The 25,534-nt window shown below is 61.8% G+C and carries 21 protein-coding genes and 2 pseudogenes; 13 read left to right on the forward strand and 10 right to left on the reverse strand.

Annotated features, from left to right (window positions below):
* The first annotated feature begins 118 nt into the window (after positions 1 to 118).
* From IB249_RS07600 to lldD, 3 genes are all read left to right on the forward strand, one after another.
* Positions 119 to 1,765 (forward strand): GMC family oxidoreductase, encoded by a 1,647-nt coding sequence (locus IB249_RS07600; RefSeq protein WP_192303203.1) that lies wholly within the window; start codon positions 119 to 121, stop codon positions 1,763 to 1,765.
* A gap of 137 nt (positions 1,766 to 1,902) precedes the next feature.
* The gene (locus IB249_RS07605; protein ID WP_192303205.1) at positions 1,903 to 3,525 is read left to right on the forward strand and encodes an MFS transporter; all 1,623 of its coding nucleotides are present in this window, start codon (positions 1,903 to 1,905) and stop codon (positions 3,523 to 3,525) included.
* A gap of 177 nt (positions 3,526 to 3,702) precedes the next feature.
* Complete coding sequence (lldD, locus tag IB249_RS07610; RefSeq protein WP_192303207.1) at positions 3,703 to 4,845, forward strand: FMN-dependent L-lactate dehydrogenase LldD; 1,143 nt, start codon at positions 3,703 to 3,705, stop codon at positions 4,843 to 4,845.
* A 54-nt stretch (positions 4,846 to 4,899) separates the two neighbouring features.
* Here the strand turns inward: lldD and IB249_RS07615 are convergent, their stop codons facing one another.
* From IB249_RS07615 to IB249_RS07630, 4 genes are all read right to left on the reverse strand, one after another.
* Positions 4,900 to 7,371: a TonB-dependent siderophore receptor gene (locus tag IB249_RS07615; RefSeq protein ID WP_192303209.1), complete on the reverse strand. Its 2,472-nt coding sequence runs from the start codon at positions 7,369 to 7,371 to the stop codon at positions 4,900 to 4,902.
* 133 nt (positions 7,372 to 7,504) lie between these two features.
* On the reverse strand, positions 7,505 to 8,449 hold the full coding sequence (locus tag IB249_RS07620) for a FecR domain-containing protein (protein WP_192303211.1): 945 nt from the start codon (positions 8,447 to 8,449) through the stop codon (positions 7,505 to 7,507).
* Complete coding sequence (locus IB249_RS07625) at positions 8,446 to 8,967, reverse strand: sigma-70 family RNA polymerase sigma factor (protein WP_192303213.1); 522 nt, start codon at positions 8,965 to 8,967, stop codon at positions 8,446 to 8,448. Before IB249_RS07625 ends, IB249_RS07620 begins: the two co-directional genes overlap by 4 nt.
* A 128-nt stretch (positions 8,968 to 9,095) precedes the next feature.
* Positions 9,096 to 9,464 (reverse strand): DUF427 domain-containing protein, encoded by a 369-nt coding sequence (locus IB249_RS07630; RefSeq protein ID WP_192303215.1) that lies wholly within the window; start codon positions 9,462 to 9,464, stop codon positions 9,096 to 9,098.
* 270 nt (positions 9,465 to 9,734) lie between these two features.
* Between IB249_RS07630 and IB249_RS07635 the strand changes: the two genes are divergently transcribed.
* From IB249_RS07635 to IB249_RS07645, 3 genes are all read left to right on the forward strand, one after another.
* Positions 9,735 to 11,684: a DNA topoisomerase III gene (locus tag IB249_RS07635; protein WP_192303217.1), complete on the forward strand. Its 1,950-nt coding sequence runs from the start codon at positions 9,735 to 9,737 to the stop codon at positions 11,682 to 11,684.
* A gap of 537 nt (positions 11,685 to 12,221) precedes the next feature.
* The gene (locus IB249_RS07640; protein ID WP_192304820.1) at positions 12,222 to 12,551 is read left to right on the forward strand and encodes a hypothetical protein; all 330 of its coding nucleotides are present in this window, start codon (positions 12,222 to 12,224) and stop codon (positions 12,549 to 12,551) included.
* 118 nt (positions 12,552 to 12,669) lie between these two features.
* Positions 12,670 to 12,969 (forward strand): hypothetical protein, encoded by a 300-nt coding sequence (locus tag IB249_RS07645; protein ID WP_192303219.1) that lies wholly within the window; start codon positions 12,670 to 12,672, stop codon positions 12,967 to 12,969.
* 23 nt (positions 12,970 to 12,992) lie between these two features.
* On the opposite strand, the pseudogene IB249_RS30075 reads toward IB249_RS07645, so the two are convergent.
* Positions 12,993 to 13,087 (reverse strand): annotated as a pseudogene (locus IB249_RS30075) (LysR family transcriptional regulator); the annotation flags it as partial.
* 25 nt (positions 13,088 to 13,112) lie between these two features.
* Complete coding sequence (locus IB249_RS07650) at positions 13,113 to 14,615, reverse strand: aldehyde dehydrogenase family protein (protein ID WP_192303221.1); 1,503 nt, start codon at positions 14,613 to 14,615, stop codon at positions 13,113 to 13,115.
* Between the two features lie 378 nt (positions 14,616 to 14,993).
* Between IB249_RS07650 and IB249_RS07655 the strand changes: the two genes are divergently transcribed.
* From IB249_RS07655 to IB249_RS07665, 3 genes are read left to right on the forward strand one after another with little or no spacing between them, the layout of a single operon-like run.
* A complete protein-coding gene (locus tag IB249_RS07655) occupies positions 14,994 to 15,197 on the forward strand; it encodes a hypothetical protein (RefSeq protein WP_192303223.1) in 204 nt (67 codons plus the stop codon).
* 54 nt (positions 15,198 to 15,251) lie between these two features.
* The gene (locus IB249_RS07660; RefSeq protein WP_192303225.1) at positions 15,252 to 15,767 is read left to right on the forward strand and encodes a DoxX family protein; all 516 of its coding nucleotides are present in this window, start codon (positions 15,252 to 15,254) and stop codon (positions 15,765 to 15,767) included.
* 58 nt (positions 15,768 to 15,825) lie between these two features.
* Entirely contained in the window at positions 15,826 to 16,527 is a 702-nt protein-coding gene (locus IB249_RS07665) for a dienelactone hydrolase family protein (protein WP_192303227.1), read from the forward strand.
* A 145-nt stretch (positions 16,528 to 16,672) separates the two neighbouring features.
* On the opposite strand, the gene IB249_RS07670 is transcribed toward IB249_RS07665, so the two are convergent.
* On the reverse strand, positions 16,673 to 17,290 hold the full coding sequence (locus IB249_RS07670; RefSeq protein WP_192303229.1) for a cell wall hydrolase: 618 nt from the start codon (positions 17,288 to 17,290) through the stop codon (positions 16,673 to 16,675).
* 197 nt (positions 17,291 to 17,487) lie between these two features.
* Between IB249_RS07670 and IB249_RS07675 the strand changes: the two genes are divergently transcribed.
* Both IB249_RS07675 and IB249_RS07680 read left to right on the forward strand, forming a co-directional pair.
* A complete protein-coding gene (locus tag IB249_RS07675; protein WP_192303231.1) occupies positions 17,488 to 18,342 on the forward strand; it encodes a CAP domain-containing protein in 855 nt (284 codons plus the stop codon).
* The gene (locus IB249_RS07680; protein ID WP_192303233.1) at positions 18,339 to 19,238 is read left to right on the forward strand and encodes a bestrophin family protein; all 900 of its coding nucleotides are present in this window, start codon (positions 18,339 to 18,341) and stop codon (positions 19,236 to 19,238) included. Before IB249_RS07675 ends, IB249_RS07680 begins: the two co-directional genes overlap by 4 nt.
* Positions 19,239 to 19,243: 5 nt before the next feature.
* Here the strand turns inward: IB249_RS07680 and IB249_RS07685 are convergent, their stop codons facing one another.
* Positions 19,244 to 20,032: a DeoR/GlpR family DNA-binding transcription regulator gene (locus IB249_RS07685; RefSeq protein WP_192303235.1), complete on the reverse strand. Its 789-nt coding sequence runs from the start codon at positions 20,030 to 20,032 to the stop codon at positions 19,244 to 19,246.
* A 72-nt stretch (positions 20,033 to 20,104) separates the two neighbouring features.
* Positions 20,105 to 20,773, reverse strand: coding sequence for an ATPase (locus IB249_RS07690; protein ID WP_192303237.1), 669 nt, complete (start codon positions 20,771 to 20,773; stop codon positions 20,105 to 20,107).
* Positions 20,774 to 20,977: 204 nt separating this feature from the next.
* On the opposite strand from IB249_RS07690, the pseudogene IB249_RS30080 reads away from it, so the two are divergent.
* Both IB249_RS30080 and IB249_RS07695 read left to right on the forward strand, forming a co-directional pair.
* Positions 20,978 to 21,277, forward strand: a pseudogene (locus IB249_RS30080) (PAS domain-containing protein); the annotation flags it as partial.
* Positions 21,278 to 21,484: 207 nt separating this feature from the next.
* Complete coding sequence (locus IB249_RS07695) at positions 21,485 to 22,576, forward strand: methyl-accepting chemotaxis protein (RefSeq protein WP_412547996.1); 1,092 nt, start codon at positions 21,485 to 21,487, stop codon at positions 22,574 to 22,576.
* A gap of 128 nt (positions 22,577 to 22,704) precedes the next feature.
* On the opposite strand, the gene IB249_RS07700 is transcribed toward IB249_RS07695, so the two are convergent.
* Complete coding sequence (locus IB249_RS07700) at positions 22,705 to 25,491, reverse strand: amino acid adenylation domain-containing protein (RefSeq protein WP_192303241.1); 2,787 nt, start codon at positions 25,489 to 25,491, stop codon at positions 22,705 to 22,707.
* Between the last annotated feature and the right edge of the window lie 43 nt (positions 25,492 to 25,534).

A 25,534-nucleotide genomic window follows, 5' to 3' on the forward strand; every position in this document is an offset into this window, starting at 1 on the left:
GCGTCCCTCAGGCTCACGCTGTTTAAAAACGAACAACGGCTGCGCAAAAACAAACATTCTTTTAACGAAAGCTAACAACTAGGATGACCGATAACAAGAACAACAACAGAGGTCAGGGATGCAGACTTCCCTTGATGAATTCGACTACATCGTGGTCGGGGCCGGGCCGGCCGGTTGCCTGTTGGCCAATCGCCTGTCGGCCAACCCGCAACATCGCGTGCTGCTGCTCGAAGCCGGCGGGCGCGACAATTACCCCTGGATCCACATTCCCGTGGGCTACCTGTTCTGCATCGGTAACCCGCGCACCGACTGGTGCTTCAAGACCGAAGCGCAACCGGGTCTGCAGGGCCGGGCCCTGAGTTATCCGCGAGGCAAGGTGCTCGGCGGCTGTTCCTCGATCAACGGCATGATCTACATGCGCGGCCAGAGCGGCGACTACGATGGCTGGGCTGCCGAAGGCAACCCCGGCTGGAGCTGGAACGACGTACTGCCACTGTTCAAGAAAAGTGAAAACCACTTTGCCGGTGATTCGCCCTTCCACGGTTCCAGCGGCGAATGGCGCATCGAACGCCAGCGCCTGTCGTGGCCGATTCTCGATGCCTTTCGCAGCGCGGCGGAGCAAAGCGGCATTGCCAGCGTCGACGACTTCAACCAAGGCGACAACGAAGGGTGCGGCTACTTCCAGGTCAATCAAAAAGGCGGGGTTCGCTGGAATGCCGCCAAGGCGTTTCTCAAACCGATTCGCCAACGGCCCAACCTCACCGTCCTGACCGAGGTTGAAGTCGACCGCGTGTTGCTGGAAAACGGCCGCGCCTCGACGGTGAGCGCCCGCTGGCAAGGCCAGGTCAAGCGCTTCAGAGCCCGCCAGGAAATCATCCTGTGCGCCGGCGCCGTCGGCTCACCGAGCATCCTCCAGCGCTCCGGCATCGGCCCTCGCCCGCTCCTGGAAAAACTGGGGATCGGCGTGGTTCACGCACTGCCGGGGGTGGGCGGCAATCTGCAGGATCACCTGCAACTGCGGCTGATCTACAAGCTGGAAAACGCCCGCACCCTGAACCAGATTGCCGCCAGCGTGTGGGGCAAGATGGGCATGGGTCTGCGTTACCTGTACGACCGCAGCGGGCCGCTGTCGATGGCGCCGAGCCAACTCGGGGCGTTTGCACGCTCGGGGCCCGAGCAGACGTCGGCCAATCTTGAATACCATGTGCAACCCTTGTCGCTGGAGCGCTTCGGCGAACCGCTGCACCCCTTCCCGGCCTTCACCGCGTCGGTCTGCGACCTGCGCCCGCAAAGCCGCGGGCGCGTGGACATCCGCTCGGCCGATCCGCAGCAGGCGCCGCTGATTCAGCCCAACTACCTGAGCCATCCGCAGGACCTGCGCGTGGCGGCCGATGCGATCCGCCTGACCCGGCGCATCGTCCACGCCCCCGCCCTGCAGGCCTTCAAACCGGTGGAATACCTGCCCGGCGAAAGCCTGCAGAGCGAAGAACAACTGCACGAGGCGGCCGGCCGCATCGGCACGACGATTTTCCACCCGGTCGGCACCTGTCGCATGGGTCTCGACAGCGACGCGGTCGTCGATGCGCAACTCAAGGTCCACGGCATCCCCGGCCTGCGTGTCGCCGATGCCTCGATCATGCCGCGCATCACGTCCGGCAACACCTGCTCGCCTACGCTGATGATTGCCGAAAAGGCGGCGCAGCTGATCCTTGACCCCGCCACGAGGAGAACCCCATCCCCCATGGAACTGGCGACAAATCCCTGAACCAAAGGACAGAACACTGTGGGAGCGAGACCGACTTGACGGTCTCGCTCCCACAGGGGTACGACAATAGCGGCACCCGCCCACAAGGCAGGCGCCGACAGTGGAACAACAAAAACAATCACTGTGAGGGAACCGATATGTCAGAACATGTTCAGCCGCTCAACATCACGCGCAGTGCCGAGATCGGCCGCGACACGCGCAAGGTCATCTTTGCCTCATCGCTCGGGACAGTGTTCGAGTGGTACGACTTTTTCCTCTATGGCGCCCTCGCGGCGGTGATCAGCAAGCAGTTCTTCGCCGGGGTCAACGACACCACCGCGTTCATCTTTGCGCTGATGGCCTTCGCCGCCGGCTTCATCGTGCGGCCCTTCGGTGCACTGGTGTTCGGTCGCCTCGGCGACATGATCGGCCGTAAATACACCTTCCTCGCCACCATTGTCCTCATGGGCCTGGCCACCTTCTGTGTCGGGCTGCTACCGACCTACGCCAGCATCGGCATCGCCGCGCCGATCATCCTCGTGGTGCTGCGCATGCTGCAGGGCCTGGCCCTGGGCGGCGAATACGGTGGCGCCGCGACCTATGTCGCCGAACACGCGCCCATCGACAAGCGCGGCTTCCACACCAGTTGGATCCAGTCCACCGCCACCCTCGGGCTGCTGCTGTCGCTGTTAGTGGTGCTGGGTTGCCGCTACTTCACCGGGGACCAGTTCGAAGTCTGGGGCTGGCGTATTCCGTTCCTGTTTTCCATCGTGCTGCTGGGGATTTCCACCTGGATCCGCCTGAGCCTGCACGAATCCCCCGCGTTCGTGAAAATGAAAGAGGAAGGCAAGCTCTGCAAGTCGCCGCTGCGCGACTCCTTCGGCAAATGGGAAAACCTCAAGGTCGTGTTGATCGCGCTGTTCAGCATCAATGCCGGTCAAGCGGTGACCTTCTACGCCGCGCAGTTCTACGTGCTGTTTTTCCTCACCCAGTTCCTGAAGATGGACCCGGCACTGGCCAACAGCCTGCTGATCATCAGCGTGACCATCGGCGCACCGTTCTTCATCTTCTTCGGCTGGCTGTCGGACAAGGTCGGGCGCAAACCGGTGCTGATGCTCGGGCTGCTGCTGGCCACCGTGCTGTACTTTCCGATCTTCAAGACCCTGGCCCACTACGCCAACCCAGCCATCGACCAGGCCAGCCGCCAGGCACCGATCACCGTACTGGCCGACCCGGCCACCTGCACCTTCCAGTTCGACCCGGTGGGCAAGGCCAAATTCGACAGCCCCTGCGACAAGGTCAAGACCTTCCTGGTCAAGCAGGGCCTGCCCTACAGCAGCGCTGCAGCACCGGCCGGCAGCGGCGTGCAGGTCAGCATCGGCGATGTGAAAATCGAAGGCTATGACGAAGCGGCCCTGCGTGGCGCGGTGACGCTGGCCGGGTATCCATCACAAGCCGATACCCAATCGATCAACAAGACCATGATCGTGGCGCTGATCGTCGCGCTGATCATCATCTCGGCCATGTGCTACGGCCCGCTGGCGGCGTTGATGGTCGAGCTGTTCCCGACGCGCATCCGCTACACCTCGATGTCCCTGCCCTATCACATCGGCAATGGCTGGTTCGGCGGGTTCCTGCCGACGGTGTCGTTCGCGCTGGTGGTGTATACCGGAGACATTTTCTATGGGCTCTGGTACCCGGTGGTGATTACGGCAGTCAGCCTGGTGGTGGGGCTGATCTGCCTGCGTGAGACCAGGCAGGTGGATTTGAACAACAACTGATCCATCGGGTGCCGCTCCCTCTGTGGGAGCGGCTTGCTCGCGAAGAGGACGTGTCAGCCAACGAAGAGGTCAACTGACAGCCCGCTTTCGCGAGCACGCCCACTCCCACAAGTGGTCGGGTTTTCGCTACTCTGACACCCCGCACCATCGCCCCGCCCTCCACCCGAACGAGGCCCCATGATCATTTCATCCGCATCCGACTATCGCGAGGCAGCCCGTCGCAAGCTCCCCAGGTTTCTCTTCGACTACATCGACGGCGGCGCGTATGCCGAGCACACGCTGAGGGCCAACAGCGCCGACCTGACCAGCATCAGCCTGCGCCAGCGCATCCTGAAGAACGTCGAGACCCTGAGCCTGGAAACCCGTCTGTTCGACCAGCCGCTGTCGATGCCCATCGTCCTCGCCCCTGTCGGCCTGACCGGCATGTTCGCCCGGCGCGGTGAAGTGCAGGCGGCCAAGGCTGCGGAAAACAAAGGCATCCCGCTGTGCCTGTCGACGGTCTCGGTGTGTTCGATCGAGGAAGTCACCCGCCAGACCGAGCAAACCATCTGGTTCCAGTTGTATGTGCTCAAGGACCGCGGTTTCATGAAAAATGCCCTGGAGCGGGCCAAGGCTGCCGGGGTGAAAAACCTGGTGTTCACGGTCGACATGCCCACCCCCGGCGCACGATACCGTGACGCGCATTCGGGGATGTCCGGACCTTTCGCCTCATCGCGCCGCCTCCTGCAAGCCATGACCCGGCCTGACTGGGCGTACAACGTCGGCCTCATGGGCCGCCCGCACGATCTCGGCAACATTTCCAGGTACCTGGGCAAAGCCGTCACCCTGGAAGACTACATGGGCTGGCTGGCCAACAACTTCGACCCGTCGATCAGCTGGAGCGACCTGCAGTGGATTCGTGATTTCTGGCAAGGCCCGATGATCATCAAGGGTATTCTCGATCCCCAGGACGCCAGGGATGCGGTGAGCTTCGGTGCCGATGGCATCGTGGTGTCGAACCACGGCGGACGGCAGCTGGACGGCGTGCTCTCCACCACCAAGGCATTGCCGCCGATCATGCAGGCGGTGGGCGATGACCTGACCGTGCTGGTCGATTCGGGCATCCGTTCGGGGCTGGATGTGGTGCGGATGCTGGCACTGGGGGCCAAGGGGGTCTTGCTGGGGCGTTCAATGGCCTATGCGCTGGCGGCCGATGGCCAGCGGGGCGTGGAAAACATGCTGGATATTTTTGCCAGGGAAATGTGCGTGGCGATGACATTGACCGGGGTGACGTCGATTGCGCAGATCGATGAATCAACGCTGGTGCAGGCCCTGCGCTGAGTGCAACCCTCCGAATCTGAATCGCCGCGCCTGGGCGCGGCGATTTCAGGCGGCCTAGAAACTCGCTTTGAGCGACACCATGAAGTTGCGCGGATCACCGTAATAGTTACCGAAGGATTCGGTACCAATCGTGGTGTAGTAGCGCTTGTCGAACAGGTTGTTGCCGTTCAGGGCGACCGACCAGGTGTCGTCGATGCGATACCCGATGCGGCCGTTCCAGATCGCATAACCGGCCTGGGTGATTTTCTCGCCACTGGCCGGAGAGAGCCGGAAGTTATCGCTCTGCGCATTGACCCCGGCACCGATCGTGAACCGCTCGAGCGCCCCGCCCAGCGCGTAGTCACCCCACATGCGCAGCACATGCCGAGGCACATAGCTGTTGAAGGCCGCGCCATTGAGGGTGCTGTCGATGTCGTCCAGGGTCTTGGTCTGGGTGTAGGTGTAGCCGGCCAGCAATTGCAGGCGCTCGATGACCTCACCGCTGATTTCAGCCTCGAAACCCTGTGCGCGGACCTTGCCGGCGTTGACGTAGCAGTAGCCATCCGATGACGGGCAGGACGAGTTGAAGTCCGTCTGCGCCTGGTCTTTCTGGATCGTGCGGAACAGGTTGAACGAGCTGTTCAAACGCCCCTCGAACCAGGCCCCCTTGATCCCCAGTTCATAACTCTGGCCCACCAGGGGCTTGAGCGCCGAACCGTCCTCGCTGCGGTAGTTGCCCTGCGGGGTAAAGATATCGGAATAGCTGGCGTAGGCCGTCAGGTTCTCGTTCAGGTCCAGCAGCAGCGCGGCGAACGGTGTGACCTGACCGGTCTCGGTGTTGCTGGAGTGTGACGAAGTCCCGGTGTTGATGAAGTCGGAGTCAGTGTCGGAGTTGTACCAACTCACCCGGCCGCCGACGACAAACGTCAATGGGTCCGCCAGCTTCAAACGCAAGGTCGAATACACACCCTTCTGCCTGGTCACCGAATTGACCGGGCCACCGCGAGACGAGTTATCAATGAAGTAGCTATCGTCTGGCTCGGGAATGTGTTTGTCGGGATTGAACACGTTCTGCCGCTGTGGCAGAAACGCCACCGAGTAAAAGTCGTCCTTTTTCGCACGGCTGGCGTTGAAGCCCACCACCAGTTCATGTTGTTGGCCGAACGCATCGAACTTGCCGTCCACATAGGCATCGAGGCCGTAATCGACCTGATCGTAGTCGTACATGCTGCCCAGCATACCGGTGGTATTGACGCCGGGCGTCACGGCACCGGAGGCGAATGCGTATTTGATGTCCTGGGTGTTTTTTGTGTAGACGCTGGCAACTTTCAGGCTCCAGTCTTCGTTCAACTGGTGTTTCACATCAGCGAAGACGGTGGTGCGCTGGCTGCGCCAGGTGTTCCACGACGGATCCAGGCAGGTCGAGCGGCTGAGTTTCAAATCGCTGCGATCCCTGTAGCGCGGCAGGCCCCCCCAGCACGGGCTGGCATCCACGTCTTCGTAGGCAACGCCCAGTCCAACGGTCGTGTCGGGGCTCACATCGACGTCAAGCGCGCCGTAGTACACCTGATCCTTGCGGCTGGCGTCGTCCACGAAGTAATGCCGGCTCTGCTCGGCGACCACGGCACGACCGCGGATCGTCCCGGCATCGTTCAACGGGCCACCGGTGTCGACCTGCCCGCGATAGTTGTCCCAGCTGCCACCGGACAGCGTGATCTCGGTATGCGGCGCGGCCTGGCCGCGTTTGCGCACGAAGTTGACCCCGCCGGCGGTGCCACCCGAGCCTTTCATCATGCCGGCGGCGCCACGGAGAACTTCGACCCGGTCGTAATACGCCATGTCACCGCTGAAGCTATCGGCCTGGACATAGAGGTTGCCCATGTCCAGCGGCACGCCATCGTACTGGTACTGGCCCGACATGCGGAAACCGCGCGAGTAGAAATACTTGCCGCCCATGGTCGAGTCATAGACGGTGATGCCCGGGGTCTTTTCCATCACCTGATCGATGGTGTTGAGGTTCTGGTCATCGAGCATCTTGCGGGTCATGACCGTGATCGATTGCGGCGTCTCCCGGAGCGAATGCTCGCCCTTGCCGATGGTCACCGCCCCCGTGGTGTACGACCCGCTGTTCTCGGTGGTCGCACCCAGCAATTGCCCGTTGATATTGGTCGCGCCCAGTTCGAGTGCCGAGCCCGCCGCCGGTGCCGCACGCAGCACATAGGTGCCGTTGGCCTGGGGTTCGGCTTGCAAGCCGCTGCCACCGAGAATCCGTGCGAACCCTTCGCCGACGCCAAAGGCACCTTGCAGACCGGCAGATTTCAACCCTTCGGTTTGCCGTGCATCAAAGGAAATGGCAACGCCCGCCGCGCTGGCAAAGTGGCTGAGCACCTCTGTCAGGCTACCGCCGGCAATGTTGAACGTCTGCATCTGATTCTGCTGCACCGGTGCCGCCACCGCGGCCACCGGCCAGGCGCCCATGGACGTTGCCGCGAGCAACCCGACCTTCACTGCAATCGCCAGACGACCTGGCTTGTACACCCGAGACATGCTTACCCCTCCCCCAAAAACCATCGGTATGAAACTCACTGAGGGATGAGCCGAACGGTGTGAATGAAAAGTGCAAACCTCTGAAAAATATTTGCTGGTGGCGCCAGACTGCTGGCTGTGCGAGTCGGCGGGGTCAGCCGGAAACCGTGACCCAATAGCGACTCAATCGACTGATCTTCAATGAAAAACCACTCTCCAGCGCAGCCAGCGCCAGGTCGGTGTTGTCGACGGGAAAAGCCCCGGATACCTTCAGCTGGGCAATCCGCGAATCGCAGCGCAAAACGCCGGGGCGATAACGCGACAGGTCGGCCAGCAATTCGGTCAAGGGACGATCGATGGCGATGATGCTTCCTCGTTGCCAGGCGCCCGTCGATGCGTCGTTGCGCCGAACCGGTCCCAACGACAAGGCGTTGAATGCCATGGACTGTCCCGCCTCGAGACGCACGCTCGGTCCGCCGCCCGCTGCCGTCACCTCCACTGCATGCTCGAGCACCGCCACCTCGCCCCCCTGATCAAGGGAGCGGACGATAAACCGCGTGCCCAGGGCCAACACCTCACCCTGGCGCGTCATCACCTTGAACGGCCGCTGCGCGGCATCAACGGCAGTGGTGACGAGCATTTCGCCCCACAGCAGTTGCAGACTGCGTTGGCGTCCGTCGAAACGCAGATTGACCGACGTGTCGGTGTTAAGCAGCAACGAACTGCCATCCGCCAACCGGAACTCGCGACGCTCGCCCACTGCCGTGCGGAAATCGGCCAACAGGTTCTGCGAGGTCTCACTGCGCCAACCCAGCCAGCCGAGGGAGCCGGCCGAGGCCATCACCACGAGGCTACGCAACACCTGGCGACGGGATCGGTCAGCACTGCGCAAGGTCGGTGAAGCCAGGGCGCCGGGCACGCTGTTCATCTGCTCGCCGACACTGGCCATGCGTTGCCAGGCTTGATGGTTCAGCGGGTCAGCCAGCAGCCAGGCGTTCCACGCGGCACGATCCGAGTCGGTCGCGACACCTGATCGCAAGCGGGCATACCACCGGGCGGCGGCAGCGATGGCTTTCAACTCGCCCGCGGACAGGCTCATGCCAGTTGCAACTGGATTTGCATCAGACAGCAATGCTCCATGGCCTTGGCCATGTAATTGTTGACCGAGCGCACGCTGACGTTCAGGCGTTCGGCAATCTGCGGGTACGTCAGGCCGTCGAACTGGGACAGGATGAACGCCTGCTTCACCTTCGGCCCCAACCCCTGCAGCAGACGGTCGATTTCCATCAAGGCCTGCAACAGGATCGCCTGCTCCTCCAGAGAGGGTTGCTCTCCTTCCGGCAGGGTGGCCAAGGCTTCGAGCCAGGACTGTTCCAGGGAACGGCGACGGAACAGATCGATCAACAACCCCTTGGCGATCATCGACAGATACGGACGCGGTTCGCGAATCTCCAGTGCGGTCCGCGCCTTGATGACACGCACGAAGGTGTCCTGCGCCAGGTCAGCGGCATCGAACGCATTGCCCAGACGCTTGCGCAGCCAGCCGTTTAGCCAACCGTGGTGGTCGCAATACAGATCATTGACGGCGCGGTTCAGGGACAAATCGTTGGCGGACATGAGGATGGAATAATTCGCGACTGATAATGACTCGCATTGTCATGTCTGCGGGCCGTCATTGGCAATAGCCTCATTGACCTTGACCACGCTTGCATCAGTCGGTGTAGCGGATGGCCGACCGGCAGCAGTCACTCGACATCCTTGAGGATTTCGAATGTCACCTGGTCGGGATAGAACGCAACGTAATTCTTGATCTGCTCGACCGAGATCTTCGGCGATTCATAGCTCCACACCGCATTCGCGCCCTCATGCCCCGGAATCTGCAGGCTGAAGTAGCTCGCGTCGCCCTTGTACGGGCAATAGCTGGTGTGGTCGGTGCGGGCGAAATATTGCTCGTCGATGTCCTCACGCGGCACGTAGTACACCGGCGGATAATTGGCCTCCAGCAGCACCAGCGCGCGCGTGGACGCGGCCACCTGAATACCGTGGAACTTTACCAGCAGGCAGCCGGGCTGCTCGGCGATAGTAATGACAGGGCTGGGACCGGAGCTCTTCATGTAATGCATTCCTCGGCAGGATGATGGACCGGTGGGAGCGTGCCTGGTCTTATCGTCGCACCGCTGCGATGGGTCAGGCCGCCGCCCCGAAACTTGAGACGGCACCTGTCAGGTATAACCCAATTTTCGCCATCGCGACGGACGCACAGCCGAACGGGACGGCAATGATCGGAAATACGGAAGCTGTACATCCATACAGATAAAGATTGCTCCTTCGCCCATCACACGCCATCCTGTGCACCTCCCCGCAGTTGATGAACGATGGTGGTTATGCGGCTGTTTCTCTGTGAAAAACCTTCCCAGGCCAAAGACATCGCGGCCGTACTCGGCGCACGCCGACGCGGTGAAGGATGCTGGCTGGGTACGGACGTCACGGTGACCTGGTGCATCGGCCATCTGCTGGAGACTGCCGCGCCGGATGCCTACGACGCGCGTTACAAGCGCTGGGTGCTTGCCGACCTGCCGATCATTCCCGGCACATGGAAAATGACCGTCAAACCGCGCACGGCCAGCCAGTACAAGGCGGTCAAACGCCTGCTCGGCGAAGCCGATGAACTGGTGATCGCCACCGACGCCGACCGCGAGGGAGAGATGATCGCCCGGGAGCTGGTGGATCACTGCCGTTATCGCGGGCCGATCCAGCGCTTGTGGCTGTCAGCCCTGGACGATGCCTCGATCCGCAAGGCACTGGCGGCATTGAAGCCCGGGTCCGAGACCTTCAGCCTCTACCATTCCGCGCTGGGCCGCTCGCGGGCCGACTGGCTGATCGGCATGAACATGAGTCGGTTGTTCACCCTGCTCGGGCGCCAGTCGGGCTATCAAGGGGTATTGCCGGTGGGCCGGGTGCAGACACCGACGTTGCGACTGGTGGTGGATCGCGATCGCAGCATCGCTGACTTCGTCCCCGTCGCCTACTGGGCCATCGACGTGCAATTGCTCCACCAGGGCACCGCGTTCACCGCACAGTGGCGCGCGCCCTCCGAGGCGTGTGACGACCAGGAACGCTGCCTCAACCAGGCCCTGGCCCAACACGCCGCCACGGCACTGGCCGGCGCGGCGAGTGCCCAGGTAATCAAGCTGCGCACCGAGCGCCTGCGCGAAGTGGCGCCGCTGCCGTTCGATCTCGGCACGTTGCAGGAGATCTGTTCGAAGAAGCTCGGCCTCGGTGCCCAGGAAACCCTCGACATCGCCCAGGCGCTGTATGAAACCCACAAGCTCATCACCTACCCGCGCAGCGATTGCGGCTACCTGCCGGTCAGCCAGCACAGTGAAGCGCCGGCGATCCTGGCGGCGTTGAGGCAGGCGGATCCGACGCTCGACGCCTTGCGCGACCACCTGCTCCCCCAGCGCCGCTCCCGGGCGTGGAACGACGCAAAAGTCAGCGCTCACCATGGCATCATCCCCACCGCTGCGGCACAGAACCTCGGGCGGCTCGCGGGCAAGCAGCGCGCGGTCTACACCCTGATCCGTGCACGCTACCTGGCGCAATTTCTGCCCGATCATGAATACGACCGGACCCAGGCCGACTTCGACTGCGCCGACCAAGCCCTACGCGCGGTCGGCAAGCAGATCGTCGAGCCAGGCTGGAAACGCGCCCTGCCCGAGGCCCTCGCACCGGCCAGGGGACGCGAAGCGCCGGCGCCACAGACCCTGCCGAGACTCAGCGAAGGCGCTGAATGTGCGGTGGCCGACGTGAAGCTCAAGGACCTCTGGACCCAACCACCCAAGCCGTTTACCGAAGGCGACCTGATCAAGGCGATGAAGAACGTCGCCAAACTGGTGCAGGACCCGGTGCTCAAGCAGAAACTCAAGGACACCACCGGAATCGGCACCGAAGCGACCCGCGCCTCGATCATCCAGGGCCTGCTCGACCGTGGCTACCTGGTCAAGCACGGCAAGGCGCTGTCCGCAACTCCGGCCGCTTTCAGCCTGATCGATGCGGTGCCACGGGCGATTGCCGACCCTGGCACCACGGCGATCTGGGAACAGGCGCTGGACATGGTGCAAAGCGGTGAAATGAGCCTGGAAGAATTCGTCACCAAGCAAGCCGCGTGGATGAGCAAGCAGGTCGCCCGCTGCGCTGGCCTGAACCTGACCATCAGCGGCCCGGCAAGCCCCGCCGGGCGCGGCGCCACGCCGTGGAAAAACAAGCGCAAGACGGCCAAGCGCAAGCCTGCCAACGGCAACAAACGCGCGGGCAAACCGGCGGGCAAGGCGTGATGCGCTGCCCCGCGCCGGAGCTGCACTGAGTTCCCCTGCTCATTCCAAACAGCTTTGTCGGACAATATGTAGTGACCGAAAATAATCACTACAAAACCGTTGACGCCTTCGATTTGCCCTTGCATGATGCAGCCATCTCCCCGATCGGGAGTAAGGCAACACGTTTGAGCAAGCTCGTCTGACCGCCGAGCTGTTTTTCCCGGATACACGCTGCCCACAAGGCAGATTGAAGAAGCTGACCTGGCCTGAACGTCCAGTACAAGGACGAGAAGCGCTGGCGATCAATCCTCATGAAGCTTGTGGCCGACCTTGAAACGTCGGTAGTGGCCTGAAGGTTATCGCTGCTTCTCTTCGTTGTGACGCAATTGCGTAGCAGTTATTCAACACGACTACATGCAACAGACGCGGGACCCCGCCCTTTCTGGTGGAGGAACGCTGACGTCCTGGTTTCGGTGCCAGGGATCAACTAACCGATGGGCTACCTGTATTAGCGAATCAACTTTGAAAGATTACCAAATGGTCAAGGGGGCTTTAATGATGAACCTGAACAATCAACCAACCATCGACGAATTGGCTCGTATGTTCGCTGCGCAAAAAGACAGCCATGACAGCCATATCCTGTGGGTCAGCAAGTCGGGCCAGGTTCAGATCGACTGCCTGGCGCCGCATGCCCACGAAGCCGAGTTCGACCAGAACCATCAGAACCTGGCGGCCCGCCTGAAGATGTACCGTCGCGGCCAGGGTTATGTCGGCAAGAAAGCCGCAGCCGACAAGGACTACATCGGCAGCGTCCTGCAGACACTGAAACAGGCCTGGGAATCGATGCAGAACAAGAACGAAGTTCAGGTGATTGACCGGTTCTATTGATTAATCGCCACAGACAAGGCCCCGCTCGACTGTTCGAGCGGGGCCTTTTTGTTTGCCGCCTGTTTGCCAAACAACGCTATCGTTAAGCACACGCGATGTTGTTCATTGGAGACGTGCAATGAGAAGTAAGCTGATCGTTCCGATGTTGCTGCTGTTGGCAAGTAGCGCCCAGGCAAACAGCGTTCAAGGCATCCCGTCATTCGCCGTGGAGTGCCCCGGCAAGTTCCTCGTCCAGGCGGATCAGGACGGGCCGGTGCTGATCAACAGCAAGGAAGCCGACACCAAGGCCATCACCGACCGCCGCTTCGAGGCCAAGGGCTCCGGTATCACGCTGTCAATCGTACTCGCCGATGACGACTCGGTGGAGGTGTCCTCGACCGGCAAGGCCAATGGAATGTGCCAGTCAGTCGACGATTGACGACTCGTCGGACGGCTCACGCCCAGGGTCGGTTGGGACACGGGAGCGCCTCGGCGACCTGGGCGAATCCGCCGTGATCGGCGACCGCCAGCAGATAGCGAAAATGTCGCAGCTGCATGAGGCGATCGCCCATACGCCGAGCTTTAGCGTTTGACCGACAGATCGGACTGGGTCATTCGACTGCGCACGGTAAAGACGCCGTCACCGGAGAGAATCGCACTGCGGGCGAACAGGCGGCCGCTTTCCCAGTTCGAAAGACCCAACTCCGGCTTGTTCAGCGCGTACTGCCCGTCGACCCAGCGAGTGATGCCGTTACCCACAAACGGTGCGTTGACCGCATTGTAGAAACGCTCATGCGCTTCGGGCGCCTCACTGATCAGCGACACAGTGAATTGCGGGCTGTAACGATTGAACAAGGCGATGGCACTGTCCAGGTCGTCGACGATCTTCAGGCTGACTTCCGGGGTTTCTTCCCATTCCCACTCGCGGCCCAGTTGGTCCTCCGGCAGCGGCTCGGCCATGGCCTCAGTCTGATAGCCTTCGGCGCGGCAGACGTCGACGGTCGCGTGCCGCCAATCGTAGGGCAGGCAGGACTCGCTGCCCTCGACGATGTGCAACTTGCAGCCCTCGTCCCGCGCGGCGCCCGCCTCTTTCAGTGCGTGCAGGAACAGCGGCACCAGTTCTGCGGCGCGGTCGCGGTGAATCAGGCAGACGTTCAGGGTGTTGCAGACCTTGCGATCCAGGGAGTTGCGCACCACAGCGGCAAAACGTGTGGCATCGGCGTCCTCGTCGGCGATCAGCCAGGCGCCACCGGTGCCGTGCAGGCTCACGGCGGTGCCGGCCTGTTGCGCAATACTGCCCAGTTGGCTGACGGCACGTCCCGACCCTCGGGCCACCGCCAGTGACAGGCGGCGGTCGGCGAACATCGCCCAACCGGCAGCGTGGTTGACGCTTTCCACCAGAGACACCGCGCCAACGGGCAGGCCAGCCGCCTCCAACGCCGGATTCAGCGCATGGGTAACGATGGCCTGGGCCGTGCCCAGGGCATCGCTGCCAATGCGCAGTACGGCGGTGTTGCCGGTGCGCAATACGCCTGCGGCGTCGGCGAAGACATTTGGCCGGCCCTCGAAGACAAAAGCGACGATGCCCAGGGGAGAAACCACCTGCTCCACCTTCCAGCCTTCATGTTCGACGCAACTGATGACTTTGCCGCGGGTGGCCGGAGCATCGCGCCAGGCCCGGAGGCCGGCGATCATGTCGCGACGCATGCGCTCATCGGCCAACAGGCGCGTGGTCGAACGCCCCCGTGTCTTGGCCCACTCGATGTCGGCCAGGTTGGCGGCCTCGATCAGGTCCCAACAGTCCTGATCCTCAAGGCGCTGGGCGAACAGGTCGAAAAACTCGCTGATCGCCTGGTCCGAAACGGCCGACAACGCGGTAAAGGCCGCCTCTGCCCGTTCGATCGCCAACGCCGCCGCTTTCTGGTCAGCCACGGGAATCAGCAGCAATTCGCCGCTGACCTGCTCGACCAGCAGATGGTCCCCGGGCTGGAAGCGCAAGGCCAGTTCGGGGCTGACCACGGTGACGCGGTTGCCGGCGAATGGGATTGGCGTACCAGCGATTAGACGTTCGAGCGCAAGAGACATGAAACGGTTTCACCATGCAGGGAGCGGTTGGGAAAGGTATAGCAAAATCCCGCCGGGGTAAAAGCGACAATTGGGTCTCGTTTGCAGGCTCGCTCTGAATCTTGAATGTGGGAGCGAGCCTGCTCGCGATGATGATGATGTATCTGACACGCTGAATGTGATGCTGCCGATGTCATCGCGAGCAGGCTCGCTCCCACAGGGGGACGTGTGATCGCCCGAGTTCTGTATCGCACTGTGTACACGCCCGTCCCCGACACACCGCGCCGACAAAAACCCGCACCGAAGACACATCGCGGATACACCCGATTGATGAAATGTGCCTGTCGGTCGGCTCAGCCGGTCACTGCACTCAACTCACTCAATGCACGGGGTATCACCATGTTCAAACTCTCGACGTCCTCCCTGACACTCGGCCTGATCGTTGCTGGCGGCCTGGCCCTGGCCAACGTCGCATCCGCCTCCGAATCCGAAGCGTTCAGCATGAAACAACTGGCCCACGGCTACAGCCAGGCCCAGGCCGACAGCGCCGAGAAACCGGCTGAAGGCAAATGCGGCGAAGGCAAGTGCGGCGCCGGCGAGTAACCCCTGCGCGGGGCTGCCCGGCCCCGCATCCCTGACTGAATGGAGACCCAGTCCATGAACGCTGCAATTTCATCGGCCGTCAAAGGCCTGCACCTGAACCTCGACCGCGCCGGTGCCTGGCTCGCCCCCCTGACCCTGAGGCTGTTCATCGCCTGGGAATTTTTCGAGTCCGGCCTGGAAAAATGGAATGGCGAAAATTGGTTCGCCGATATCCAGGAGCGCTTCCCGTTTCCCTTCGATCAACTGCCGGCCACGCTGAACTGGGAACTGTCGATGTGGGCCGAATTGATCTGCGCCCTCGCCATCCTGGTCGGCCTGGGTACACGGATTTCGGCCATCGTGCTGATCGTGGTGACCGTGGTCGCGACCGCCGCCGTGCACTGGCCCGCCGATTGGTCGACACTGAGTGAACTTGCCCAGGGTTATGCCATCACTAACAAAGGCCATGGCAATTTCAAACTGCCGCTGATCTACCTGGCCGCCTTGCTGCCGTTATTGCTGTCCGGCCCCGGCAAGCTCAGCCTGGACACCTTGCTTGGCCGTTTTTTCTGGCGCCGCGCCCCACACTGAAATGTTAACGTGGCAGCCTGTATGTTCCACCTCACTTGTGCAGTAGACAGGAGCCACCATGAGCGTGACCACCCAATGGATCGAGATCGACAGCGCCGAAGGTAAATTCGGTGCTTACCTGGCCATTCCGCATACCCGCAAAGGCCCGGGGATCGTGCTGATCCAGGAAATTTTCGGTGTCAACGAACACATCCGTTCCGTCGCCGAGCAATACGCCGCGGACGGTTACCTGGTGCTGGTGCCGGACCTGTTCTGGCGCAACGGCCACCGCATCGAACTGACCTACGACGAGGCCGGCTGGAAACGCGCCGTCGAATTGATGAACGCCACCGACATCGACAAGGCGCAGAAGGATATCGAACTGACCATCGACGCCCTGAAAGCCCAGCCGGGCCTGGACGGCGGTATCGCTTCGATCGGCTACTGCTTCGGCGGCCTGCTGTCCTACCTCACCGCCGCCAACGGCTTGGTGGACATGGCCATCGCCTACTACGGCGGCGGTATCCAGAATCAACTGGACCGCGCCGATGAAATCCAGGTGCCGCTGCTGATGCATTTCGGCGAAAAGGACAGCCACATCCCCCTCGAAGCCGTGGAGCAAATCGCTGAACGCTTCGAGAACAACGAAAACGTGGAAATCGTTGTGTACCCGGAGGCCGAGCACGGTTTCAACTGCTCGCATCGCGACAGCTACAACCAGCGCGCGGCGGCCGAGGCTCATGGCAATTCGTTGATCTTCCTGGGGATGGAGTTGCCGTAAGCAGGCTGCGACCGTAACGCTGACGCTGAAACTGTAGGAGCGAGCTTGCGCGCGAAGATCGTCAACGATGACGCTGAGTGCCTGACACCCAGCGGCGCTTTCAAGACCTGCGCGAGCAAGCTCGCTCCTACAGTTCGGGGCGTGATTAACGGGCTTCGCCCCCCTTGGGCTTATAGAAGAGAAACATCTCCGTCTCGGTGGTCTTGAGGTACTTCTTCGCCCAATCGGGTTTCACGTTGCGGTCGTGAAAGTACATCGCACCGTTGGTTCGGTCGTTGAGTTGTTTGTTCAGGGCCTTGCGCGCGATTTCCTTGGCGATCGCGTATTGGGTGGCCTCCTGGACGGTGTCGGGACGCCCGTCGCACCACCAGGAAAACTGGCAGTTCTTGCTTTCCGACCCTTGCTTGACCACCGCGCACACCGTGTCCGGAAAGCCTTCGTGCCCCAGTCGATTCATCACCACGCTGGCGACCGCTTCCATGTCGGCGGACGACTTGCCTTTGGCTTCCCAATAAATGGAGCGCGCCAGGCAGGTGATTGCATCGTCCAAGGGGGCCACACCGGCGGGATCGACCGCCTGCACTTCCGAGGTGGTGATGGCTTCGGATTTGGCGACCGGTAAATCACCGCCCTTCTCCGCCGCCTTCTCTTCCAGCACTTCGGCCTTGTTTTCTGCGGCTTCCTTCTGTTCCTGTTCAGTGGCCGATACCTGGCTGCTGAGTAGCGTGATTGCAATGCAAGCGGCTAGACAGATAAATCGCATGATCAACCCTTCCAGTTGAGTCCGATTCAATCAACACAATGTCGGCACACAGCAGTCGTTCGGGCGACATGGCATGAGTGTAGTTGCCAAATGCCATTCCGCTTGAGGGCCCACCTGCTGTATTTCTCGCGAAAGGCATTGCGCACACGGGGGTGTCATCGCGCATCATGTGCGCAGTCTGATCGAGGGAGATTTCCATGCCTGTCCTGCCATCCGCTTTGCGTCTTGCCACGTTGTCGTTGAGCCTGTTGTTCGCCGGGAAGGCGCTGGCGGTCGACGAAAAACAACTGATCGATTCGATCAACGATTACCGCAGCCAGGTACAGCGTTGCGCCGGTCAGGTGTCCTCGGAACTGCCGCCGCTGGCGGGCGACCCTCGCCTGGCACTGTCTGCCACCAGCATCGGCAACCTGCAACAGGCCATGGTGAGCGCGGGCTACCCGATGAAAAACGTGCAGGCGATCAGCTTGTCCGGCCCACGGGATGCGGCGTCGGCAATGAAAGCGATCCAGGAGAGTTTTTGCCAGATCGTGCTCGACCCGCAATTTGTCGACATCGGCGTGAGCCGCGATGACCGCGACTGGCGCATCGTGGTCGCCCGTCCGCTGTTGAGTGCGCGCCTGGGCACCTCTCAGGCTGAAGGCCAGAAGCTGCTGGCCGAGCTCAATGCCGCCCGCAGCCGGCCACACCAGTGCGGCACTCAATCCTTTGCCGCCGCGCCGCCGCTGACCTGGAACCCGACGTTGGCATCCGCCGCCGAAGAGCACTCGCGCTCCATGGCCAACAACAACTACTTCGACCACAAGGACCGCGACGGCCGTACGCCGGGGGACCGCGCTGAGCTGGCGGGCTACAGCGGGGTACAGGTCGGCGAGAACATCGCTGCCGGCCAGGACACCGCATCGCGGGTGGTGGCGGGCTGGGTGGCCAGCCCCGGCCATTGCGCCAACCTGATGAATCCGCAGTTCCAGGAGCTGGGCGCGGCTTATGCAGTGGACCCCAAGAGCGACTCGGGCATCTACTGGACCACGATGTTCGGGGCGCCACAATGATCGTCCGCCCCAAACCCAACCTGATCAACATTCTCACGTCGCTCAAGGGTTCGATTTTCAAGAAGATCGTGCTGCGCTGCCTGATGGTGACGCTGCTGGCTTCCGTCATCGTGCTGGTGGAAACCCTGCAACCGAATTATTTCGCCAAGGTCAACGCAACGCCGTTCACTTTGCTCGGTTTGTCGCTGTCGATCTTCATGAGTTTTCGCAACAACGCCTGTTACGACCGCTGGTATGAAGCGCGCAAGGCCTGGGGCGACATGATGGTTGCGATCCGCTCGATGATCCGGGAAACCCAGGCGATCAAGGACGTGACGCAGCGTCAGACCCTTCTGCGCAACCTCTGCGGATTCACCCACGCATTGAATGCCAGGCTGCACGCAAAGAATGAACTGCAAGCGGCTGGCGACTGGCTTGAGCCAAGGCCGGACGCCAACGTACCCAACATCAGCGCACGCATTCTTGATCACGTCGGCCAGCAGTGTTCGGCACTCGGCGAGGCCGGTGCGATCAGCGAATGGCGCTACACGGTCATGGCCAGCCACCTGACGAGCCTGACCCACGCTCAAGCAGTGTGCGAACGGATCAAGCACACGCCTTTACCCTTCGCCTACACCCTGTTGCTGCACCGAACCACGTACCTGTTCTGCATCCTGCTGCCCTTTGCCATGGCCGAATCCCTGGGTTGGCTGACGCCGCTGTTCACCGCCATCGTCAGCTACACCTTCTTCGGTCTGGACGCGATTGGCGATGAGTTGGAGGACCCGTTCGGTCGCGACGAAAACGACCTGCCAACCGAGGCGCTCGTGCGCAACATCGAACGCGAGGTACTCGCGGCTCTGGGCGAAACCGAGCTGCCGCCGGTCCTGGAACCCGTGGACTTCGTGTTGAGCTGAAGGGTTCAGACCTGTGCCTGGATGACCTCGATACCCAGCTTCCGGTAGTCGTTGATATCGCCCGAGGCCACGTGACGCTCGGTGATCAAGGTCTGGATGCGGTTGCAGGGCGCCACCACAAAGGGTTCGACAGCGCCCAGTTTGTCCGCCGTAGTGACCGCGATGACCTGGGAGGCGCTGTCGATCAGCGCCTGTTTGACCGGCACTTCATCGAAATGCAACGAACTGATACCCACCTCCGGATGGATCGCGCAGACCCCGGTAAAAAGCACGTCAGCCTTGATCCCCTGCAGCAGCCGCAGGGTCTCGTGACCGCTGACGGACATCGTTGCGAGGTTCAGTTGCCCGCCCGCCAGAATCACTTTGATACCCGGGTATTCAGCAAGAATGATCGCAGTCATCGGCGATGGAGTGATGGCGGTCAGGATGATGTCCGGACGTAGAGAACGGGCGATCTGCAAGGTGGTGCTGCCGGAGTCGAACATCACGATCTGGCCGTCCTCGACCCGGCTGGCAGCGATCTGTGCCAGGTGGGTCTTGACCTCATCGGTCTCGCTGACCCGGGTAAAGTAATCCTTGCCGGTGTCCTTCGGCCGGGGCAGCGCCCCACCGTGCACGCGCTGCACCAGACCAGCGGCGGCCAGTTCCGAGAGGTCGCGGCGGATGGTGTCTTCGGAAACATCGAAATGCTGACTCAACTCGCCGGACATGACCTTGCCGTCACGCTCCAGAATCAACAGGATTTTCTGCCGACGCACAGGCGGCAGCTCGGTGAGGGAATGCGAATCTTGCATGTTTATGCCTGAGAGTGCGGGTTTGTGCGAGATTAGCCAAACCCTTTCACAAAGGCAATCGAACCGCTGTGCTCAGTTGCTGGCGACCTGGGCGACATTGCCTGAAGTCACCAGCGCCTTGAGCGATGCATCGAACTGTTGCAGCGCATTCACTTGCAGCGCGGTCTGCTGTTCGATCTGTGCAGCGATCTCCGGCGCGGCCTTGCCCTGCACCCACACCGATGGCATCTGCTGGGTGCGCGAGCCTTCGGCCTTGCCGATGTACTGCAGGTTCGAATCATAGAACTTCGCCATGAACCGCGCCTCGACCTGGTCGTTGCGCTTGGACACCAGCCGGCTGTAGGTGTCCAGCATCACCACCACGTCCGGGTGCGCCTGCACCAGTGCGTCGAGGTTGTCGTAGACGGTCACCGAAGCGAACTGCCGGTTCAGCGAACCCAGCAGCCAGTTGATCGCCCGTTTCGGGTCGGAACTGCTGACGAAGGCGTTGCTGATGCGCGCGTCCAGTGCCGGGTTGCTCGCGCCCTTGAGCGCGACCGAATGGTATTGCTCAAGGTAGTCGAGGGTATTGAGGGTGTTTTCGCTGTAGAGCACGCCCACCGATTGGCCCGACTGGAAACTGACGGCGCTGTCGGCGACCGGCAGGAAGTGACAGGACGGTTCGGCAGCATTGACGGGCGTGGTGACAGCGGCACTGCCAGTCAACACAGCAACAAGGGCCAACCAGGTGGGAATTCTCATCGCGCAGCTTCCTTCGGGAGCGGATTCGGTATGCGCCTATCTTCCTCCCTTGCCGGAAAAACAGAACTTGCGTTTATTGATGGTCGCCATCAACTAAACGAATGATTGGGCACATCCGGTCACGAAACGACAGGACAAAACTATTTTCCGACATACAGCAGGTGTTTTTCAGGCTCCTTGCTAACCTTTTATTCCGGGCAGCCGATGGCTCTGCATCAGGAAAAGGAGCAACACAGATTGAGAAACAACCAACCAGTAACGCAGCACGAAGTTGCCCTGGGACCTCAGCAGAAACTCATCTCGACAACCGACGCACACGGGGTCATCACCTACTGCAATGACGCCTTCGTCGAGATCAGTGGTTTCAACAGGTCAGACCTGATTGGAGCGCCCCAAAACATTGTTCGACACCCCGATGTGCCCCCTGCCGTCTTCGCCCACATGTGGAGCGCGCTCAAGCAAGGCAAACCCTGGATGGGCATCGTCAAGAACCGCTCGCGCAACGGTGACCATTACTGGGTCAATGCCTACGTGACGCCCGTGTTCGAAGGCAGCAGGATCGTCGGTTACGAATCGGTCCGGGTGAAACCCGACGCCGACCAGATACGCCGCGCCGAACACCTCTACAAACGCATCAGCGACGGCAAGGCGGTACTGGGGGCCAGCGATAAATGGCTGCCTGCCCTCCTCGACTGGCTGCCCGTGCTGGCGATGGGCGCGGCGGGCACACTGGGTGGCGCGCTGCTGGGCACCACACCGGCCATTGTTCTCGCGGTCGCGGTTTCGGTGCCGATCGGCCTGCTGGTGTCGCGCCGGCGCAATCAAGGTGCGCTGCACGTGTTGCAGATGACGGAAGCCACCACGTCCGACGCGTTGATCGCAAAGATGTACAGCGACGCCCACGGCCCGCAGGCACGCCTGGAAACGGCGTTCGTCAGCCAGGCCTCGCGCCTGAAGACCTGCCTGACCCGCCTGCAGGACACCGCCGAACAGCTGAACGGGCTGGCGGGCAGGTCCGACGGGCTGGCCGCCGACAGCTCCCGTGGCCTGGAGCGCCAACGGGTCGAGACCGAACAGGTGTCGACGGCCGTCAACCAGATGGCCGCGACCACCCAGGAGGTGGCCAGCCATGTCCAGCGCACGGCGGATGCCACCCAGGAAGCCAATGTGTTGACCGGACGTGGGCGCGATGTTGCCCGCGACACCCGCGAAGCCATCCAGCGCCTGTCGGCGGTGGTCGGCGAGACCGGGGAATCCGTGGCGCAACTGGCCAGGGACAGCAATGAAATCGGCATGGTGGTCGATGTCATCAAAGGCATTGCCGATCAAACCAACCTGCTGGCCCTGAATGCCGCGATCGAAGCCGCCCGAGCCGGTGAGATGGGGCGCGGTTTTGCCGTGGTCGCCGATGAAGTCCGGCAACTGGCACAGCGCACCACCGAGTCCACGGCGCAGATCCACGGTTTGATTTCCAAGTTGCAGCACTCATCCAGCAACGCGGTGAAGACCATGGAACACGGCCAGCGCCAGGCCGAAGAAGGCGTGAGCTGGGTACTCGAGGCGGACAAGGCGCTGGTGGGCATCAGCGACGCTGTCGCGAACATCACCGAGATGACCACGCAAATCGCCGCCGCTACCGAAGAGCAAACCGCCGTGGCCGAGGAAATCAGTCGCAACATCACTACCATCGCGACCCTGGCCGATCAAACGTCAGAGCAGGCCCGACACTCTGCCGACCTGAGCAAGGAGCTGACGCAAACGGCGCAGACGCAGTACTCGCTGGTGGAGCGGTTCAACCGGTAAAAACGGCTGGCTCCTGCAGGAGTGAGCTTGCTCGCGATGAGCGTCAACGATGACGCTGGAGGCCTGATAGCCCGCAGCGTTCTTGAGGCCATCGCGAGCTGGCTCGCTCCCACAGGGGCCGCGGTGGGTCAGACCACCCGTTCCAGGGTATCCACCCCGGTTTTCTTCTTCCCCCGGCTCCACAACATCAGCAGAATCCGCACGCCCTTGTTCCACGCGTAAGCCACCGCGACACCGCCGACGATGGCCAGCACGACGCCCAACACCGGCTGCTCGGCGATACGACGCGCCACGGACCAGAACTGGAAATGGGTCAGGTAGATGAACAGCGTCGACGAGGCGATCAGGGCCAGCCCTCGTGAAAGGAGCCCCGGCACGGGAATCGACTTGATCCAGATCAGCGCGAGAACGCCCGGGACGGCGATGTCGATGTATTCCCTGGCGACCGATGCGTGCCGGTACAGGTACAGCAAATCCTCCCCGCCCATGACAATGACGGCCAGCGCACTGACCACCCACTTCTGCACGCTGGAATGGGCGTAGTGGATGGCCATGCCGAGGACCATGATTGCCAGGTAGTGTTGCGGCACCCGGTTGTACAAGGCGCTCGCATCGAACAGCCAGGCACTGATCGCAAGGTCCATCACGGCCAGTGTGCCGGCAGCGACCACCAGGTTCTGGAACGGGTTGGCCATGATCACGTGCCTGACCCGTTCGAACGACAGGGCGAAGCCGATGATCACGATCATCTGCACCAGCACTTCGATGTACCAGTAGGTGAACACGCCGATGACACTTTCGGGAAACCAGTTGGAAATGAGCAACAGGGTTTGCCAGTGGAACTTGTCGAACACCACCTGCACCAGCATGGCGTAGAGGATCGTCGGCGCAGCGATGGCGGCAATCGACTTGCCCAGCGAACGTGCATTGCCGCGTTCATTGATGGCTTGCAGTTGAAAGCGTGCCAGGGCGATCCCGGAGACGATGAACAGCACCTTGGTCTCGCCCACGATCGGCCATCTGGCAAAGACATGAAGATGACCGATGACAATGAACAGGATGGAAATCACCCGCAACAGGATGGGCAACTCCATGGCGCGTATGGAAAACCTCGAAGACCGGGTTTTCTGTGTCAGTGCGCACAATTCGCGCACCGGCATCAGCTCCCAGCGATCCGGCAAATGGCCGATCAGTTCTTCAAGCACCATCGAGGCTTGCACAAACGACAGCGAATCCCCGCCCAGTTCGACGAACGACAGGTTGGCATCCAGCTGCGGCACTTCGAGTATTTCCGACCAGGCCGCCGCCAGTTTCAGGGTCAGTGGCGACAGTTCCTGGCTGGCCACTGGCGCTGCGCCCTGGTGTTGGGCCATGGCGGGCAACGCGCGCTTGTCAATCTTGCCGTTGGGGGTCAGCGGAACGCTGTCGATGAACACGAACTGGGCCGGCACCATGTAGTCCGGCAATTCCTGGCCGAGGTGCTCGCGCAAGTGCAGCGGGGATACGTCCGCCGTGGCCACGCAATAGGCAACCAGCCTCTGGTTTGACGAGTCCGCCTGGGCCAGCACCACCGCCTGCTTGATTCGCGGATGCCGCGCAAGCACGCCCTCGATTTCGCTCAGTTCGATCCGGTGCCCGCGAATCTTCACCTGACTGTCCCCTCGGCCCAGGAACATGACACTGCCATCAGCCTGATAAGTGCCGAGGTCGCCGGTCTTGTAGCAGATGTCCTGCTCGATCCGGGTAAACGGGTTGACCACGAACTTGTCGCGGGTCAGCGCCGTATCGTTCCAGTAGCCCAGGGACAAATAAGGGCTGCGGATCAGGATCTCGCCGACCTCGCCTTCGGCGGCCAGTTGACTGGATTCGTTCACCACCAGCAGTTGTGCACCCTCTATGCCTTGGCCGAGCGGGATCCTGTCATTGCCTGCTTGCGCATCGATGCGATGGTGAGCCATGGCCTGCGGCGTTTCGGTGGTGCCGTAGAAGTTCACGTTGCCAGCTTGGGGAGCGATCAGGCGAATTTGCTGGTAAAGCGTTTTGCTCAGGGCGTCCCCGCCCCAGAAAAACCAGCGCAGGGCGTCGAACGTCAGTCCACCGAGCTTGGCCCCGGTTTCAATCAGTTTGCCCAGCGGCGGCGTAAGGTGGATGACGGAAATCCGCTGGTCCCTTATCCAGGTGGCCAGCGCCAGCGGATCGATGAGGGTCGACTGGGCCGGGCAAACCACCGTTGCACCGATCGACAGCGGCGTGAACACGTCCCGGTAGACCGGATCATGACCAAGGCCGGACAACAGGGAGAAACGATCGTCCCTGGAGAACCCGTGCTGCCGGGTGTGCCATTCGATGAAATGCACCAACGGCGCATGGTGGGTCACGACCCCTTTCGGTTCGCCGGTACTGCCCGACGTGAAGGTGATGTAGGCCGCTCGGCCCGGATCGACGTCCGCCAGGGTCTGATCGCCGGCGAACGCCTGCAAGGCGTCGGCAGGCAGTTCGGGAATACGGATGACCGGTGTCTCGAGCTTGAGATCAACGGTGGCGTCGCCGCACAGCAGCACGAAGGCAGGTTCGAGCGTGCGAATGATCTGATCCACCCGCGCCGCCGGATAGGCGGCGTCGGCCACGGTGAAGGCCAACCCGCCACGCAAGGCGCCCAGCATGGCGTAGACCAGCCCTGCACAGCGACTCGCAACGATCACCACTCTGTCGGTTTCGGTGGCGCCCCTTTCGATCAGCAGGCCCGCCACGCCTCGGCTGATCGCCTCCAGCTGGGCATAACTGCATTGCGCCCCGGCAGAAATGACCGCCGTGGCCCCGGGCGCACGGCTCGCTTGCTCGAGGAAGTCGGCGAATATCGGACGTTCAGCACAGTAATCCAGGCTGAGTTCAGGGTTGGGGCGAAGGTCATGCATTTGGTTTTTTTGCTCCGCGTGATCCATACGAGGTCAACATCGC

It is taken from the genome of Pseudomonas sp. PDM04 (genome assembly GCF_014851765.1).
GTDB lineage: Bacteria > Pseudomonadota > Gammaproteobacteria > Pseudomonadales > Pseudomonadaceae > Aquipseudomonas.